At 71.6% G+C, this 16814-nt stretch carries 13 protein-coding genes; 7 read left to right on the top strand and 6 right to left on the bottom strand.

The genetic code is table 11. The annotated features are described in order from the left end of the window. Positions 1-233: 233 nt before the first annotated feature. A complete protein-coding gene (locus tag BLA60_RS20850; RefSeq protein WP_245812078.1) occupies positions 234-1904 on the top strand; it encodes a GGDEF domain-containing protein in 1671 nt (556 codons plus the stop codon). On the opposite strand, the gene BLA60_RS20845 is transcribed toward BLA60_RS20850, so the two are convergent. Next, positions 1877-2218 (bottom strand): hypothetical protein, encoded by a 342-nt coding sequence (locus BLA60_RS20845; protein ID WP_075134629.1) that lies wholly within the window; start codon positions 2216-2218, stop codon positions 1877-1879. The two genes, BLA60_RS20850 and BLA60_RS20845, sit on opposite strands and share 28 nt — an antisense overlap. A 129-nt stretch (positions 2219-2347) precedes the next feature. Between BLA60_RS20845 and BLA60_RS20840 the strand changes: the two genes are divergently transcribed. Then, on the top strand, positions 2348-3157 hold the full coding sequence (locus BLA60_RS20840; RefSeq protein WP_075134628.1) for a TIGR02569 family protein: 810 nt from the start codon (positions 2348-2350) through the stop codon (positions 3155-3157). A gap of 23 nt (positions 3158-3180) precedes the next feature. Here the strand turns inward: BLA60_RS20840 and BLA60_RS20835 are convergent, their stop codons facing one another. From BLA60_RS20835 to BLA60_RS20820, 4 genes are all read right to left on the bottom strand, one after another. Then, a complete protein-coding gene (locus tag BLA60_RS20835; RefSeq protein ID WP_075134627.1) occupies positions 3181-5478 on the bottom strand; it encodes an RCC1 domain-containing protein in 2298 nt (765 codons plus the stop codon). Between the two features lie 118 nt (positions 5479-5596). After that, entirely contained in the window at positions 5597-7738 is a 2142-nt protein-coding gene (locus BLA60_RS20830) for a glycoside hydrolase family 3 N-terminal domain-containing protein (RefSeq protein ID WP_075134626.1), read from the bottom strand. A 60-nt stretch (positions 7739-7798) separates the two neighbouring features. Further along, positions 7799-8614: a glycoside hydrolase family 16 protein gene (locus BLA60_RS20825; protein WP_075134625.1), complete on the bottom strand. Its 816-nt coding sequence runs from the start codon at positions 8612-8614 to the stop codon at positions 7799-7801. A 31-nt stretch (positions 8615-8645) separates the two neighbouring features. Then, positions 8646-10283, bottom strand: coding sequence for an extracellular solute-binding protein (locus BLA60_RS20820; protein ID WP_154814483.1), 1638 nt, complete (start codon positions 10281-10283; stop codon positions 8646-8648). Between the two features lie 185 nt (positions 10284-10468). Between BLA60_RS20820 and BLA60_RS20815 the strand changes: the two genes are divergently transcribed. The 5 genes from BLA60_RS20815 to fxlM are packed head-to-tail and all read left to right on the top strand — an operon-like array spanning position 10469 to position 16194. Then, a complete protein-coding gene (locus tag BLA60_RS20815; protein ID WP_075134624.1) occupies positions 10469-11542 on the top strand; it encodes a LacI family DNA-binding transcriptional regulator in 1074 nt (357 codons plus the stop codon). Then, positions 11542-13143 (top strand): FAD-dependent oxidoreductase, encoded by a 1602-nt coding sequence (locus BLA60_RS20810; RefSeq protein ID WP_075134623.1) that lies wholly within the window; start codon positions 11542-11544, stop codon positions 13141-13143. Before BLA60_RS20815 ends, BLA60_RS20810 begins: the two co-directional genes overlap by 1 nt. Before the next feature lies 1 nt (position 13144). After that, positions 13145-14062 carry an ABC transporter permease gene (locus BLA60_RS20805; protein ID WP_075134622.1) on the top strand — a complete coding sequence of 306 codons (918 nt, stop codon included), beginning with the start codon at positions 13145-13147 and terminating at the stop codon, positions 14060-14062. Continuing rightward, positions 14059-14916, top strand: a complete 858-nt coding sequence (locus tag BLA60_RS20800; RefSeq protein ID WP_075134621.1) for a carbohydrate ABC transporter permease — start codon at positions 14059-14061, stop codon at positions 14914-14916. Before BLA60_RS20805 ends, BLA60_RS20800 begins: the two co-directional genes overlap by 4 nt. 57 nt (positions 14917-14973) lie before the next feature. After that, positions 14974-16194 (top strand): methyltransferase, FxLD system, encoded by a 1221-nt coding sequence (gene fxlM, locus BLA60_RS20795; RefSeq protein WP_075134620.1) that lies wholly within the window; start codon positions 14974-14976, stop codon positions 16192-16194. On the opposite strand, the gene BLA60_RS20790 is transcribed toward fxlM, so the two are convergent. Continuing rightward, complete coding sequence (locus BLA60_RS20790; RefSeq protein ID WP_075134619.1) at positions 16179-16640, bottom strand: hypothetical protein; 462 nt, start codon at positions 16638-16640, stop codon at positions 16179-16181. The genes fxlM and BLA60_RS20790 overlap by 16 nt on opposite strands. Between the last annotated feature and the right edge of the window lie 174 nt (positions 16641-16814).

Genomic DNA, 16814 nt, shown 5'->3' with positions numbered 1-16814 from the left:
CCCCGACTCACCACAGTGGACTGATCGGCGGATCACCTGCTGACCCTGGCAAACGCCCGGCGTTCCGGCGACTCGGACGTTCACCGTCCGTCACCGGAGCACACCGGGTGACCGTCACGACCGGTGATCGGACGAGCGCGGAAAACCCCTCGGACCAGTGATTTCCCGCGATCAACATGAACAGTCGGTGACATGTGCTGAGGTGACGCCGCCGGATCGTCAGGATGAACCACGTGGCCGCCGTCCCGGGTGTCTCCTACGCCTTCCAACCCCTGCTGTCCACGCGCACGGGCCGGTTGCTCGCGCTCGAGGCCCTCGCCCGACCCGACACCGGCACCGTGCACGACCTGCTGGCCGACGCCGCCCGCCGCCGCCAGCTCGTCGAGGTCGACACCGCGCTCGCCGCCGGCGCGGTCCACGCGGCCGGCAACGCCGAACTGCCGCTGCACGTGAACGTCCTGGCCAGGACCGCGACCCACCCCGACACCCTGCTCGACCCGCTGCTGGCCGCCCTGCGCGCCACCGGCCGCGAACCGGCCGACGTCACCGTCGAGATCACGCCCCCGTTCGGCGGGCTGTCCCGCGAGGCGCTGTTCGACGGGCTGAAAACCGTGCGGCACCACGGTTTCCGGCTCGCGTTCGACGGTGCCGGCGACGGCGACCTACCGCTGTCGATCATCGCCGACGCCCTGCCGGACATGGTCAAGCTCGACGCCTACCTGCTGGCCGGCGTCCCCGGCAACCCGGCGGTCGTCGCGCTGATCGAGGCGCTCGGGCACCTCGGGACCAGGACCGGGATCCGGCTGGCCGCGGTCGGCGTCGAGACCGAGGACCAGCTGGCGGTGCTCAGCCGGCTCGGGGTGCCGGTCGCCCAGGGCAACCTGATCGCGCCCGCGCGGACCGGCACGGCGACGTTCACCGCCCCCGAGATCACCCGGCTCGACGGGATGCCGGCCGGGCCAGGCGGCCCGCTGGTCGCCGACCTGGTGCAGCCGGCCGTGACCCTGCCCGAGTCGGCCGCCTCCGACGAGGTCCGGCGGGTGTTCGCGCAGGCCCCGGACGTGACCGGTGTTGTGCTGCTCGACTCGACCGGCCGGCCACGCTGGTCGTTGTCCCGCAACCGGTTCCTGCTCGCGGTCACCGGCCCCTACGGGCACGCGCTGCACGCGAGCCGCCCGGCCGCCCGGCACGCCGACCCGCCGCGCACGATCCGCGCCGACGCCTCGGGCCTGCAACTGCTGGCGGCCGTCGGCGAGACCGAGGGCGCCCGCGCCGGCGACGACGTGGTGGTGGTCGACGCGGTCGGCCGGTGCGTGGGGATCGTCCGGCTGGCGGAGGTGATCCGCGGGGTGGCGGAGGCGAAGGTGGAGCAGGCGGTCGCGCTCAACCCGCTCACCCGGCTGCCCGGCACCGCCGAGGTCACCCGCGAGATCGACCGGCGCGTCGAACGCTCGGAGACGTTCGTGGTCAGCTGGCTGGACGTCGACGGGTTCACCGACGTCAACGAGACCGCCGGGTTCGCCGCCGGCGACGACCTGATCCGCGCCCTCGGCCGGCGCCTGGCCGACCTCACGGCCAGGCTGCCGGCCACCCGCGTCGCCCACGTCGGCGGCGACGACTTCCTGGTGCTCACCGACGTCGACGAGGTCGGCGTGCTCGCCGCCGAGGTGGTGGACCACCCGTGGCAGGTGGACGGCACGGCGGCGTGCGTGTCGCTCGCGTCGCTGGTGTGCGCGGTCGGCTCGGTCGCCTCCCACCGCGACGCGTCCCGGCTGCTGGCCCCGCTCACGCGGCGCGCCAAGGCGGTGGACGGGTCGAGCTGGGTGATGGGCCGGCCGGGCACCGACCGGGTCGACGTGCTGCGCGGAGCCGACCCTCAGAGCTTGGCGAGCCGGTACTCGTAGGGCGACTGACCGGACGCGACCGCGCAGTTGCTGCCCGTCCGGGACTGGGTGAACGTGTAGCCCGACGGCGGGTTGCACGCCCACTGCCCGGTGAGGTCGTAGGTGACGCCGTCGAGCAGGTAGTACTCGTAGGCGCACGAGGAACCCGACCTGACCTGCGACCACGTGTAGCCGCCAGGCACCGAACAGGACCACGTGTGGTGCAGCGTCTGGACGCCGACCTCGGCCGTGGCGGCCGGCCCGCCGGTCACGATCGTGACGGCCGCGAGCGCGGCGACACCCGTCGAGGCCGCGAGACGCCGAAACAGGTTCATGGGATTCTCCCGGAGCTGTGTCAGGCCAGGCCCCGCACCGGGCGACGAACGAACCGCGCACAGCCAAGCAGACCGGTCATTCCCTGGTATACCGCCGAAAGGTTGTCCGGGTGCGCCTAGGATCCTTCCGTGGCAACGTCGAACCCCGGTCCCGCGCCAGCCGTGCTGGCCGCGTTCGGCATCTCCGGTGATCCGGTCCCGCTGCCCGGCGGCCAGGGCGGGACGTGGCGGGCCGGCGCGCTCGTGCTCAAACCGGTGGAGTTCGCGGCCGAGACCCAGTGGCGCTCGCAGGTCCTCGCGGCACTGCCGGACTCGCCCGAGTTCCGGATCTCCCGCCCGGTGCGGACCGTGGACGGCGCCTGGATCGCGCACGGCTGGGAGGCCGGCCGGCTCGTCGTGGGCGCCCCGGACGTCAGCCGGACCGACGACGTGCTGCGCGCCGCCCACGCCTTCCACGCCGCCCTCGCGCACCTGCGCCGGCCGGTCTTCCTCGACCGGCGGGACAACCCGTGGTCGGTCGGCGACCGCGTCGCCTGGAACGAGCTTCCCGCCCGCACCAGTCCACCCGCGACCCGCCTGCTGGAACCGCTGGTGCGCGCCCGCCGGCCGGTGACCCTCGCCGCCCAGGTCGTACACGGCGACCTGCCCGGCAACGTCCTGTTCGCCGACGGCCTGCCACCGGCGATCATCGACTGGCCGGTCTACTGGCGACCGCCCGCGTGGGCCTACGCGATCGCGGTCGCCGACGCGCTGTGCTGGTACGGCGCGTCACCCGCGCTCGCGGCCCGCTGGTCACACCTGCCGGACTGGGACCAGATGCTGCTGCGGGCACTGATCTTCCGCATCGTCACCCACGACACGGTCTTCGGCCCCACCGGCTGGACCCCCGACCAGCTCGACGCCCACCGCCCGGCGATCGACCTCGCCGTCCGGGGCTGAGCACCGGCCAGCCGGCCCGCCGCTCAGGCGATCGCGAACTGGCCAAGGTTGGCGGCCTCGACCGCGGTGGCGCCGGCGACCGCGATGCGGGCCGGGGTGGGCTGGCGGCAGGTCTCCGGGAGGGGCAGGCCGCCGACGCACGCGCCCGGGGTGCCGTTGCCCAGGTTCCCGTTCTCGGCGTTGCGGCCCCACGTCCACACCGTGCCGTCCGCGCCGAGGGCGACGGCCGTGCCGTTGGCGCTGTCGATGGCGACCGCCGCGGTCAGTCCGGAGACCAGGACCGGGACGTTGGTCCGGCACTGCTCCGGCTCGGTGCACGGGGCGCCGGTGCCCAGCGCGCCCCAGTAGTCGGCGCCCCAGGACCACACCCGGCCGTCGGCGGTGACGGCGTAGCCGTTCTCGTCGCCGCCGCCGATCGTCACCACACCGGTCAGGCCGACGACCTGGCGCGGGCTGACCGAGGTCCTGTCCGGGGAGCCGGTGCCGGTCTCGCCGAGCCAGTTGCGGCCCCAGGCCCACATCGTGCCGTCCGAACGCAGCGCGTACGCGGTCTCCGAGCCGCCGGCCGCGATCGCGGTGATCGTCGTGGAAGCCGGCAGGGGCAGCGCCACGCGCACCGGCGTGCCCGCCGGGCAGGTCTGGCCGGCCGGGCAGGACCCGTTGCCGCGACCCCGCCACACGTCACTGCCCCAGGCCCACACGGTGCCGTCGGCGCGCAGCGCGTACGCCGTCTGGCTGGTGGCGGCGATCGCCGTCGCGTCGGTCAGCCCCCAGACCTGGACCGGGACGTTCGAGTCGCTCGTGCCGCCCCGGCCCAGTTGGCCCGCCTCTCCCCAGCCCCACGACCACACGGTGCCGTCGGACCGCAACGCGTAGCCCGACCAGTTGCCGGCCGCGACGGCGGTCACGCCGGTCAGGCCGGCCACACGCAGCGGCACGGTCGAGCTCCCGCCGGTGGCGCCGGCGCCCAACTGGCCCCACTGGTTGTCTCCCCAGGACCACACCGTGCCGTCGGACCGCAGCGCGAACGCGGTGTTGGTGAGGGCGGCCAGGTCGGTGACGTCGGACAGCCACGGCCGCCGGGTCGGCGACAGGCCGTAGGCCAGGTCCCCGCCCCACCCGTACAGGCAGTCCTCGACGCACGACGTGGGGGTGGCGAAGAACCCGGTGACGTCGACGAGCAGGTTCGTCGACCCCGTGTTGTTGTACACCGTCACCCGCGCACCGGTGCCCAGGGCGACGACCGCGCCGTTCGCGGTGTCCCGTTGGGGCACCAGGTTCAGGTTCGAGGCGAGCGGCCGGCTGCCACCGGCGGGATACGCGGTGACGTACGTGCTGGTGGTCGGGTTGCCGGTCAGGTTCAGCACGACGGCGGTCGCGGTGGCGGGGATCCGGCTGGCGAGGTCGACCGTCCGGGTGGCGCCGGTGCCCAGCGGCCCGCCGCTGGTGTTGGTGTCGGCGACACGCAGGGACGTGACCGGGATGAACCGGGCGCCCCGGTCCGGGGCGTAGTAGCCGGCGAGGTCGACGACCAGGTGCACGCGGCCGATGTGGTTGTACAGGGTGATCCGGCGGTCGGCGCCGACGGCGACCGTGACCAGGTTCGGCGTGATCGCCCCGGGATCCAGGTTGAGGCTCGACGCGGTGGGCCGGGTGGTGCCCGACGGATAGGCGGTGACGTAGGTGGAGCTGGTCGGGGTGATGCCGGTCAGGTTGACCGTCACCGCGGTCGCCCCGGCGGACAGCACCCCCGACAGGTTCACCTCGATGGTCGAGCCGGCGCCGACGGGCGCGGTGGTTCGGGTGTCCAGCATCCGCCGGGGCGCGACCGACGTGAACCGGGAGGCGGTGTCGCTGGTGTAGTACCCGGCCAGGTCCGCGATCAGGTGCACGGTGCCGGCGGGGTTGCGGTTGGACAGGAAGATCCGACGCTGCGCCGAGTCCCCTCGGCCCAGGCTGACCGTGACCTGGTTGGCCCGGGTCTCCCCGGCCAGCAGGTGCAGGGCGGGGTTGTCGGGGACGTTGACGTTGGTCGAGGCCACCAACACGCTGGTGACCACGGTCGGCTGGGTACCGGTCAGGTTGAGCACCACCGCCGACGCCGACGCCGGTACCCGCGCTGTCAGGTCGAGGAACAGCCCACCCTGGATGGGACTGGTTGACCCGCCGGTCCCGATGCCGGCCCTGGTGTCGAGCACCCGGACCGGTGAGGTCGGCACGAACGTCAACCCCTCGTCCACCGCCCCGGCCACGGCGACCGGTTCCGCCTGTGCCGGGGTGAGGCCGAACACGGCCAGGACGAACACGACCAGCAACGTCACGCGACGCACGAAGCCCCCAGTGATCCTTCGGCCCCGAGCCATGATCACCGTACGTGTGGTCAGGGGCCGACGGAAGCCGCCGGACAGACCAGGGGTGGTTCGTCCGTCCGCCGGACACTCACCCGATGGTCAGCGTGCTGGCCGTGGTGGTCGTCGAGGTGGCGCCGGTGACGACGTCGACCTCACCCGGTTCCACCACGAACCGGCCCGTCGGGTCACCGGTCCAGAAGCCGAGGTCGTCGGCGGACAGGGTGAAGCGGACCTCCGTCGACTCGCCCGCCGCCAGCGGCACGCGCCGGAAGCCACGCAGCCGCCGAACAGGCTGCACGATGCTCGCCACCCGGTCGCGCACGTACAGCTGGACGACCTCGTCGCCGGCGCGGTCACCGGTGTTGTGGACCGCCACGGTGACCTCGACGGTGGCGCCGGCGCGCAGGGCGTCGGCGGTCACGGCGGTCGGGGTGAGGGTCGGCCCACCGACGGTGAACGTGGTGTAGCTGCACCCGTGGCCGAACGGGAAACGCGGACCGTCGGGCAGGTCGAGGTAGGCGGAGACGAACGGGTTGTCCGGGTGCTCCGGGTCGTACGGGCGCCCGGTGTTCTCCCGGTTGTAGTAGATCGGCACCTGGCCGACCGTGCGCGGGAACGTCACCGGCAGCTTGCCGCCGGGGTTCACCGCGCCGGTGAGGACGTCGGCGATCGCGTGGTGGCCCTCGATCCCCGGGTGCCAGGCCAGCAGCACCGCCGGCGCGGTGTCCAGCCAGGCGCCGGTCAGCGGGCGACCGCCGATCAGGACCACGGCGTAGGGCCGGCCGGTCGCGGCCACGGCGGCGATCAGGTCCTCCTGGTCGCCGGGCAGGGTCAGCTCCGAGCGGGTGGCGGCCTCGCCGCTGAGGTCGGACGGTTCGCCGACGACCACGACGGTCACGTCGGCCGCCAGCGCCGCCGCCACCGACTCCGGGATCCCGTCGGCGTGCAGGACCGTGGTGTCCGGCAGGGCCGCGCGCAGGGCGTCGTGCACGGTTCCGGCGGGGAAACGGCGCTGGGTCTCGCCCAGGACCCACGTGCCGAGCAGGTCGGTCGAGCCGGCGAACGGGCCCACCACGGCCACCGTCGCGGCCGTCGGGGACAGCGGCAGGACGGCCGGGGAGTTGCGCAGCAGGACCAGGCACCGGGCCGCCGCCGTGCGCGCCGCGGCCCTGGCGGCCGGGGTCGGTTCGCCGATCACCGCGTCGGGGTCGGTGTAGGGGCGGTCGAACAGGCCGAGGCGGAACTTCAGCCGCAGCACCCGCGCGACCGCGTCGTCCAGGCGCTGCTCGCTGATCAGGCCCCTGGCCAGCAGGTCCTCGCCGTGCTCGACGACGGTGGTGCTGGCCATCTCCACGTCCGTGCCGGCCGCCAGCGCCAGCCGGGCCGCGTCGGCGCCGTCGGCGGCGTGGCCGTGCGCGACCAGTTCGGCCACCGCCGCCCAGTCGCTGACCACCACGCCGTCGAAACCCCACTCCCCCTTGAGGACCTCGGTCAGGGTGTGCGTGTTGGCGTGCGCCGGCACGCCGTTGACCGTGTTGAACGCGGCCATCACCGTCGCCGCGCCCGCCTCCACCGCCGCCAGGAACGGCGGCAGGTACAGGTCACGCAGGCGGTGTTCGGACACGTCGACGGTGTTGTAGTCGCGGCCGCCCTCCGCGCCGCCGTAGGCGACGAAGTGCTTGGCGCAGGCGGCGACCCGGTCCGGGTCGGCCAGCGACCGGCCCTGGTAGCCGCGCACCTTGGCCTGCGCGTAGCGGGCGGTCAGGTAGGGGTCCTCGCCGTGCCCCTCGGCGATGCGGCCCCAGCGGGGGTCGCGGGTGAGGTCCACCATCGGTGAGAACGCCCAGTGGATCCCGTCGGCGCGGGCCTCGCGGGCCGACACGGCGCCGTCGGTCTCGGCGACGTCCGGGTCGAAGGCGGCGGCCTGGGCCAGTGGGATGGGGAAGGTCGTCCAGTAGCCGTGGATGACGTCCAGGCCGAACACCAGCGGGATCCCCAGCCGGGACTCCTCCACGGCGACGCGTTGCAGGGCGTTGGCCTGTTCCGCGCCGGCCAGGTTGAGCACCGACCCGACCCGGCCGGCGCGGGCGGCGGCCTCGACGGTCTCGGAGCCGGGGCCGCCCGGGCCGGTGTTCCACCCCCACGCGAGCTGCTGGAGCTGGCCGAACTTCTCCGCCGGGGTCATCCTGGCGAGCAGCCGGGCGATCGCGGGTTCGTGGTCGGTGGTCATGGTCCTCCTGGTGATGCGGGGCCGTGGGTGGCACGCGGGCGGCGCGTGCCACCCACGGGCTCAGCCGACGGCGGCGTCCTGGTACACCCGCACATAGTCGATCATGAACCGTTGCGGGAACGGGACGCTCGCGTCGGGATGCCCGATCCACGACGCGCCGACCGCGGTGTTCATGATGATGTGCATGGGCTTGTCGAAGTAGGCGCCGGCCGGGGAGAACTGGCAGGTCTGCTGCCCGTCGACGAAGTAGGTCAGCTTCGGCCCCGGCTCCCAGATGAGGCTGTAGACGTGGTAGTCGGCCGACAGGTCGACCGGGCTCGTGTACTCACAGCCCTGGTTGGCGCCCAGGTCGGGGCCGTTGGGGGTGTCGGCGTAGTGCAGGGCGTGGTGCACCTTCGTCGGGGTGTTCCACAGCTCGGCGAAGTCGATCTCGTTGCCGCCGGGGCCGGGCCAGTTGCCGGTGACGTCGCCCTGCAACCACAGCGCCGGCCAGATGCCCTTGCCCATCACCGGCATCTTCGCCCGGACCTCGATCTTGCCGTAGGTGAACGAGAACCGGCCCTTCGTCCACACCATGCCCGAGGTGTAGGCCTTGCTGCCGTACTGGCGTTTCTCGGTGGTCAGCACCAGGTTGCTGTTGGCGGCGGTGACCGCGAAGGACGTGTACGCCTGGTCGGAACCGGGCGAGAGCAGGCCCTCGATGACACCCCACTTCTGGTGGTCGAGGCTGTCGAACGTGTCGCCCCAGACGAACTGCCAGTCGTAGGCGCTGGCCCCGCCGGTGGCCCGTTCGGCGGCGGCCGACCCGGTGGTGACCGGCATCGTCGCCGCCGCGAGCAGGCCGACTATCGCGAGCAGTGGCCGTAGTCGTCGCATTCACTGTCTCCTTCGTTGGATGGGTGAAGCCCTACCGCTGCTGGGCGTACGCCTTCTCGAACTCGCCCCGGACCTGGTCGCCGCCGCCCTGGCGCCACTGGCGCACGACCTGCGCCCAGCTGGACACCGGCTGGTTGCCGCGCACGATCTCGCTGCGGGCGTTGTTGAGCGCCTTGGACAGCACCGAGCCCTTGCTGGCGTTGACCGGCGAGTACAGGCCGACGGTCGGGTCGGGCACCAGCAGCGGCGCGACCCGCTGGTGGAAGGCGTACTGCTTGTCGACCACGGCCCGGTCCCCTGGGCCGAGCACCGCCGGCTGGTCGACGAGGTACTGCATGGGGATCTTCACGTTGGTCTCGCCGGCTCTGGTCAGGGTGGGCAGACCGGCGCTCATCGTGTGGTCGACCCCGTCGACGCCGAACTTGCGGAACAGGTGCTCGGCGGTGCCGATCGGCGCGGCCATCCAGTTGGCGATCGAGAGCATCTGGCGGACCCGCTTCTCGTCACCCTTCTTGATGGCGGTGACCGCGAAGCTGCCCTTGCCGGTGAAGTGCCGGCCATCGCCGCCGCCGTCGTGGGCGGGGGCGAGCAGGGCGCCGACGTCGATGCCCTGGTAGGTGGAGAGCAGGATGTCCCAGGCCGCGTAGCCGTCGACCTTCAGCGCGATCGTGCCGGTGCCGAACCAGTCGCGGCCCTGCTGGAAGGTCGCGCTGAAGCTGTCCGGGTGGAACAGTCCTTTGCCGAGCATGTCGACGAGTGCGGCGAGTGCCTCGGTGTACTGGTCGGTCTCGACGGCGTTGGTGAACTTTCCGTCCTGTTCGGACCAGCCGTTGGGCACGCCGAACATCTCCAGCAGGTACAGCAGCGCGCCGCCGCCGCCCAGGCCGGTGTCGCCCAGCGCCCAGTGGCCGGCCTTCGCGTCGGTCAGCCCCGCGCACAGTTCGACGAACTCGTCGTGGTTGGCGGGGTTCGGGTTGAGCGAGCGCTGCGCGACCAGGTCGTCGCGGACGAACATGATCTCGCCGATGCTGGCGCGCGGGGTCGGCAGGCCACCGATGCCGCCGTTGGCGATCATCGGCAGCCAGGAGAACTCCGGGATGTTGGCCAGGAAAGGGTATTCCTTGACCGCGTCGCCGGACAGGTACGGGGTGAGGTCGGCGAACTTGGCGCGCAGCACGCCGGGCAGGTCCGGCGTCCAGGACGGCAGCATCACGATGTCGGGCAGGTCGCCGCCGGCGATGGTCGTGGTGACCTTGGTGCTGTAGTCGCTGTCGGGGACCATGTTGAACGCCAGGTCCGCACCGATCCGGTCGTTGAGCGCCTGCCAGTACGCGTTGTCGGTCAGCGGCGGCGGCACCGGGGTGAAGGTGTCGACGAGGATGGCGACCCGCCCGGCGCCGGCGCCGGGCTTGTCGGTGATCGCGGTGACCAGGGAGTCGGGGTAGCGGTAGAACCCGGGCAGCAGGTCCTGGCCGGCCGGCAGGTCCGGGGTGACCCCGGCGTAGGGGACGTGGGTCGGCAGCGTGACGCGGGCGTTGGCCTCGGCGGTGTTGACGGCGCCGCCGCCACCGCCGCAGGCCGCGAGCAACGGCGTCGAGGCGGCCGCGACGGTCATCGCGCCCATGCCGCGCAGCAGCGCGCGGCGGCTCACAACTCTGTGCTGGGTCACGGCGAGGACTTCCGTTCTCAGGCGGTATCGGAGAGGGTTTGATGATGCGCATCATCAAGTGCTGACGGACTGTAGGTCGACGTGAATCACCTGTCAACACCCATGCAGTTGACCGAAGGACGATCTGCTGACTACTCTCCGGACACCAACTGATAATGCGCTATATCAATCGAGGTGAGCACGAAATGAAGGCCCCGGAACGGCCGAGGAAGCGACCGACCCAGGCCGACGTCGCGCGACTGGCGAGCGTGTCGCCGGCCGTCGTCTCGGCGGTGGTCAACGGGCGCGGCGGCGCCAACGGCGTCCGGGTCGGCGACCGGACGGCCGCGCGCGTCGAGGAGGCGATCCGCCAGCTCGGGTACGTGCCGAACGTGGCCGCGCGCAGCCTCGCCCGCGGCCGCAACGGGATCATCGGCGTGTTCACCTACGAGGCACTGTTCCCGTTGCAGGCCATGAGCTACTACCACCCGTTCCTGGTGGGCGTCGAGGAGGCCGTCGAGGAACTCGACTGCCACCTGCTGCTGTTCACCGGCTCGCACACCGACGACCGCCGCCGCTCGATCTACAAGAACGGCACCAACTCCCTTCAGGTCGCCGACGGCTCGGTCCTCATCGGACAGTCCGAGGACCGCGCCGAGCTCGCCGAGCTGGTCCGCGACGGGTACCCGGCCGTGTTCATCGGCCGCCGCGAACTGCCCGGCGCCGAGGTGTCCTACGCCGCCGCCGACTACGCCACCGCCACCCGCGAGCTGGTGGAGCGGATCAGCGGGCTGGGCCACCGCCGCGTCGCCCGGCTGCGCGGCGGGTCCGACCACGAGTCGATCCTCGACCGCGACGCCGGTTTCGCCGCCGCCCGCGACCAGCTCGGCGACCGGGTCGACACCACGGAGGTGTTCGTCCCGCCCAGGGCCGAGTCCATCGCCGCGGTCGTGCCCGGCCTGGTCGAGCAGGGCTACACCTGCCTGGTCACCGACGACCGGGAGCGGGCCGGCGACGTGTGCGCCGCCGCCACGGCGCTGGGCCTGTCGGTGCCCCGGGACCTGTCGGTCGCCGCGCTCAGCGAGTACGTCTACGTCGACAACTCCGTCGAACGCTGGGACATCACCACCATCACCACCCCCGGCCGGGAGATGGGCGCCGAGGCCGTGCGGCTGCTGGCCGACCTGCTGGACAACCCGGCCGACGCCACCCCGCGCCGGGTCGTCATCGACTGCGGCTTCCACGCCGGCGCCACCCTGACCGCACCCCAAGGAGCCTGATGCACGAGCAGACCTGCGACATCCTCGTCGTCGGCGGCGGACTCGGCGGGGTCGCCGCCGCGCTGGCCGCGTTGCGGCTGGGCCGCACCGTCGTCCTCACCGAGGAAACCGACTGGCTGGGCGGCCAGCTGACCTCGCAGGCGGTGCCGCCCGACGAGCACCCGTGGATCGAACGGTTCGGCGCCACCGCCACCTACCGGCGGCTGCGCGAGACCATCCGCGACTACTACCGCCGCGCCTACCCGCTGACCGACCAGGCCGCGGCGACCGCGAACCTCAACCCCGGCAAGGGCCACGTCAGCCGGATCTGCCACGAGCCACGGGTAGCCGTCGCCGCCATCGAGGAGATGCTCGCCCCCTACCGGTCCAGCAGCCGGCTGCGGATCCTGGTGCGCCACCGCCCGGTCGCCGCGCACGTCGACGGCGACCGGGTCACCGCCGTGCGTCTGCTGGACACCGACCGCGGCGAGGAGGTGACGGTGTCCGCGCCCTACGTCCTGGACGCCACCGAACTCGGGGACCTGCTCGACCTGGCCGGCGTCGAGCACGTCGTCGGGTCGGAGAGCCGCGAGGACACCGGCGAGCCGCACGCCTTGCCGGGGCCCGCGCAGCCGCTGGACCAGCAGTCGTTCACGTTCTGCTTCGCCCTGGACCACCGGCCGGGCGAGGACCACACCATCGGCCGGCCGGCGACCTACGACTTCTGGCGCTCCTACGCCCCGGAGTTCTGGCCGGCGCCGCTGCTGAGCTGGCGGCAGGTCGCCCCGGAGACGCTCCAGCCCTACACCAAGCGGGTCTTCGAGCCCGACGAGGACTTCGACCTGTGGCGCTTCCGCCGGATCCTGCACCGGCCGCACCTGACCGACGAGTACGGCGGCGGCGACATCACGCTGGTCAACTGGCAGCAGATCGACTACTGGCTCGGCCCGCTGATCGGCGTGGACGACGCCGAGCGGGACCGGCACCTCGAGGGCGCCCGGCAGCTGAGCCTGTCGTTCCTGTACTGGATGCAGACCGAGGCGCCCAACCATCTCGGCGGCACCGGCCACCCCGGCCTGCGGCTGCGCCCCGACGTCACCGACACCGCCGACGGCCTGGCCAAGTACCCCTATGTCCGGGAGTCGCGGCGCATCCGCGCCGAGTTCACCGTGTCCGAACTGCACGTCGGCGTGGAGGCGCGCGGTGACCTGCTGGGCGCCGAGGAGTTCCGCGACAGCGTCGGCATCGGCAGCTACCGCATCGACCTGCACCCGTCGACCGGCGGGCCGGGCGGACCGCGCCAGTACGTGGACGTGGCGAGCTGGCCGTTCCAGATCCCGCTCGGCTCGCTGCTGCCGGTCCGGCTGGAGAACCTGTTACCGGCCAACAAGAACATCGGCTCGACACACATCTCCAACGGCTGCTACCGGCTGCACCCGGTCGAGTGGAACATCGGCGAGGCGGCCGGCGCGCTCGCGGCGCACTGCCTGGACACCGGCGCGGTGCCGCGCCAGGTGCGGGCGGACGCGGCCCGGCTTGAGGACTACCAGAACACGCTGACCGGGCTCGGGGTCGAGCTGAGCTGGCCGGTCGAGGTCCGCGCGCAGAAGAAGTACAACTGAGATGGCCGTGCTGGGCAGGGGGCGTCGGCTGCGCCGGGACTGGCTGCTGCTCGCGTGCGCGGCGCCGGGCCTGGTGTGGCTGCTGGTGTTCCACTACGCGCCGCTGCTGGGCAACGTCATCGCGTTCAAGGACTACCAGCCGTATGTGGGGATCGCCGAGGCGCCGTGGGTGGGCCTGGACAACTTCCGGATCATCGTCAACGGTGACCCGGCGTTCCTCAACGCGCTGACCAACACGCTGGTCATCTCCCTGCTGCAGCTGCTGTTCGTGTTCCCCGTCCCGATCGCGCTGGCGCTGCTGCTCAACTCGCTGGTCTCCGAGCGGATGAAACGCACGGTGCAGTCGATCCTGTACCTGCCGCACTTCCTGTCCTGGGTGATCATCGTCGCGATCTTCCAGCACATGCTGGGCAACACCGGTCTGCTCAACGGTTTCCTCACCGATCACGACCTGGGCAGCGTGAACATCATCGGCAACCCCGAGCTGTTCAAGGAACTCGTGGTCGCCCAGGTGATCTGGAAGGACACCGGCTGGGGCACGATCCTGTTCCTGGCGGCGATGTCGCGGATCGACCCGGCGCTGTACGAGGCGTCCGCCGTCGACGGCGCGTCCCGCCTGCGTCAGCTCTGGCACGTGACGCTGCCCGGCATCAGGTCGGTGGTGGCCCTGCTGCTGATCCTGCGCCTGGGTGACGTGTTGAGCGTCGGTTTCGAACAGATCCTGCTCCAGCAGAACGCGGTCGGCCCCGTCGCGTCGGAGGTCCTCGACACCTATGTGTTCAACAACGCGGTCGGCGCCGGATCGTGGGGCGCGTCGGCCGCCGCCGGCCTGGTCAAGGGGGTCGTCGGCGTGGCTCTGGTCCTGGGCGCCAACAAGGTCGCCCATCTGTTCGGCGAGCGGGGGGTGTACCAGCGATGACCACCGCCTTGCCCGCGACCAGAGCCGCCAAGGGCCTGATCCTGACGGTGTGCTGCCTGGTGGTGGTGTTCCCGTTCCTGGCGGTGATCTCCACCAGCCTGGCCGACGAACGCCAGGTCGCCGAGGCCGGCGGGTACGTCCTGTGGCCCCAACGCCCCAGCTTTTATGCCTACGAGGCCATCTTCGAGGGCGGGGTGGTGACCAGGGCGCTGCTGGTGTCGGTCGGCGTGACGGTCGTCGGCGCGACGCTGTCGCTGCTGTGCACCACGCTGCTGGCCTACGGCCTGTCCCGGCCCGGCAGCCTCGCCAGCCGGCCGATCCTGATGGTCGTGCTGTTCAGCGTCCTGTTCTCCCCCGGCATCATCCCGATGTACCTGACGGTCAAGCAGTTGGGGCTGCTGGACAGCTACTGGGCGCTGATCCTCTCGGCCCTGGTCAACGGCTTCAACGTGATCGTCATGCGCGCGTTCTTCCTCGAACTCCCCCAGGAACTCCTGGACGCGGCGAAGATCGACGGCGCCAGCGAGCTGACGATCCTGTTCCGGATCGTGTTGCCGCTGTCCAAGGCGGTGGTCGCGGTGATCGGCCTGTTCTACGCGGTGGCGTACTGGAACAACTTCTTCTCCGCGCTGCTCTACATCACCGACAACAGCAAGTACCCGCTGTCCCTCATCCTGCGCACCTACGTCGTCGACAACGCCACCATCGGCACCGGCGACGCCACCCAGGTCCCACCCCAGCAGTCCCTCCAGATGGCGACGCTGGTGGTCAGCATCCTGCCGATCCTGCTGGTCTACCCGTTCCTGCAGAAACACTTCGCCAAGGGCATCATGATCGGCGCCGTCAAGGGCTGAGGTCCTTGGGCAGACGACTCGCGATGACGGGGCCGGCTCCACTAACGTCAAGGAACCATGGACGCCACCACCATGATGTCGCCGGAGGTGCTGCGGGCGCGGATGGTCGAGAGGGTTCGCGAGGCGGGGTTCGCGCACCGTGCCGAGGTCCAGCGCGTGCTGCTCGACACCCCACGCCACGACTTCGTGCCGAACGCCGACCTGGCGGACGCCTACGACCCGTGGCGGGCGGTGGTCACTCACCGGTTCGACGACGGTCGGGCCTTGTCCTGTGCGTCGGCGCCCTGGCTGGTGGCGGCGATGCTCGACCAGCTCGACGTTCGACCGGGCAACCGTGTTCTGGAGATCGGTGCTGGCACCGGGTACAACGCCTGTCTGCTCGCCCAGTTGACCGGCCGGGCGGACCTGGTGACCACCGTCGACGTCGACCCGGATGTGACCGCGCGGGCCAGGCGAGCGCTGGCCGCGACTGGCTACGGCGACGTGCGGGTGATCACCGGCGACGGTGGGCTCGGCTGTCCGGACCACGCGCCGTACGACCGGGTGATCGCCACCGTGTCCCCCTGGGACATTCCCGCCGCCTGGTGGCGGCAACTCGCCCCCGGAGCGCGGCTGGTCACCCCGGTGCGCTGGCGCGGCCAGGGACGCAGTGCCGCCTTCACCCACACCGGCGGCCGTCTGGTCTCCGACTCGCTGCACCTGTGCGGTTTCGTGTACCTGCTGGGCGAGAACGAAGGCGAACGTGGCGCCCCCGTCACCGCCGACGACTTGGTGAGCCTCCACTGGGACCGCGACCAGGTCGTCGACCCCGACGCGCTGCGCGGTGTGCTCGACCGGCCGCGCGTCACCGCCTGGTCCGGCACCACCATCGCCGGCAACGAGTCCCACGACGGACTCTGGCTGCGCCTGACCGTCACCGACCCCCGCGTGTGCCGACTCAAGGTCCATGACGACGTGCCACCCGAGGTGTGTGACCCGGTGCCGGGATGGTGGCGCCTGGCACTGGTCGACGGCAGCACACTGGTCTACCTCACCACCCGCCGCCGCGAAACCGACACGACCGGGGTGCGCTGGGAACTGGGCGCGATCGGTCACGGCCCGGACGCCACCGAGATGACCGAGTACCTGTGCGACGAGATCCGAACCTGGGCACCCGAGCGAGACCGGCACAGGCCCACGCTCACCGTCCACCCGGCCGGCACCCCGGACAGCGACCTGGCCGGGCCCGCCATCGACAAGACCCACAGCAGATTCGTCCTCACCTACACCGAGACCTGATGCCACCTCGGCCAGACCTGGATCAGCCACGTCTCTTCGTGGTGGTTGAGATCGGAAAACTCTGAGTCGATGACGGCTTGGCTGTGACGGAACGCCCTGATCTGGTAGGCGCCTGGCTGAGGTAAGTCGATCAGCACGTCGTTTGGCGAACCAGTGGTGCTGCCCAGGACGACACGCCCGGTGTCGATCGTGAACTCACCTAGGTATTGCTGCTCCGGCCCGTCCGGCTCGGCACTCCACAGTTCGAACTCGACGACGACGTCAGTCATTTCTCCCAACGTGAAGAAGCGTGCTCCACCGTCACCGCTGACGCCGATCGTGCCGTCAGTTGGCGGCGTCAGGTCCAACAACGAGTATCGATGGGACTCGACGTCGAACAGATGGAACTGACCATAATCGACCGCAGGCTTTCCGGTCAGGTGAAGAAGGCGTACTGCTTGTGCCATTACCGTCCTGTCGCAACTCGGGGAAGACCCAACAACGACACGCCGAAGTCCGTCTCGACACAGGCCCTAGCACTGTAGTGCTGTGACAAGCTCGATACGCGTAGCTCGCCACGCCGGCATGAGTCCGGCAAGCAGCCTAGCCGCCGCGTTTCCGATCGACACGGTACCGATAAC

Source organism: Actinophytocola xinjiangensis (genome assembly GCF_001921215.1).
Classification (GTDB): domain Bacteria; phylum Actinomycetota; class Actinomycetes; order Mycobacteriales; family Pseudonocardiaceae; genus Actinophytocola; species Actinophytocola xinjiangensis.
This window is presented reverse-complemented; position numbering and strand designations above follow the sequence as displayed.

Coding starts and splice junctions, on each gene's coding strand:
- BLA60_RS20845 (WP_075134629.1), bottom strand. CDS start 2,218: ATGAACCTGTTTCGGCGTCTCGCGGCCTCGACGGGTGTCGCCGCGCTC.
- BLA60_RS20830 (WP_075134626.1), bottom strand. CDS start 7,738: ATGACCACCGACCACGAACCCGCGATCGCCCGGCTGCTCGCCAGGATG.
- BLA60_RS20825 (WP_075134625.1), bottom strand. CDS start 8,614: ATGCGACGACTACGGCCACTGCTCGCGATAGTCGGCCTGCTCGCGGCG.
- BLA60_RS20815 (WP_075134624.1), top strand. CDS start 10,469: ATGAAGGCCCCGGAACGGCCGAGGAAGCGACCGACCCAGGCCGACGTC.
- BLA60_RS20810 (WP_075134623.1), top strand. CDS start 11,542: ATGCACGAGCAGACCTGCGACATCCTCGTCGTCGGCGGCGGACTCGGC.
- BLA60_RS20805 (WP_075134622.1), top strand. CDS start 13,145: ATGGCCGTGCTGGGCAGGGGGCGTCGGCTGCGCCGGGACTGGCTGCTG.
- BLA60_RS20800 (WP_075134621.1), top strand. CDS start 14,059: ATGACCACCGCCTTGCCCGCGACCAGAGCCGCCAAGGGCCTGATCCTG.
- fxlM (WP_075134620.1), top strand. CDS start 14,974: ATGGACGCCACCACCATGATGTCGCCGGAGGTGCTGCGGGCGCGGATG.
- BLA60_RS20790 (WP_075134619.1), bottom strand. CDS start 16,640: ATGGCACAAGCAGTACGCCTTCTTCACCTGACCGGAAAGCCTGCGGTC.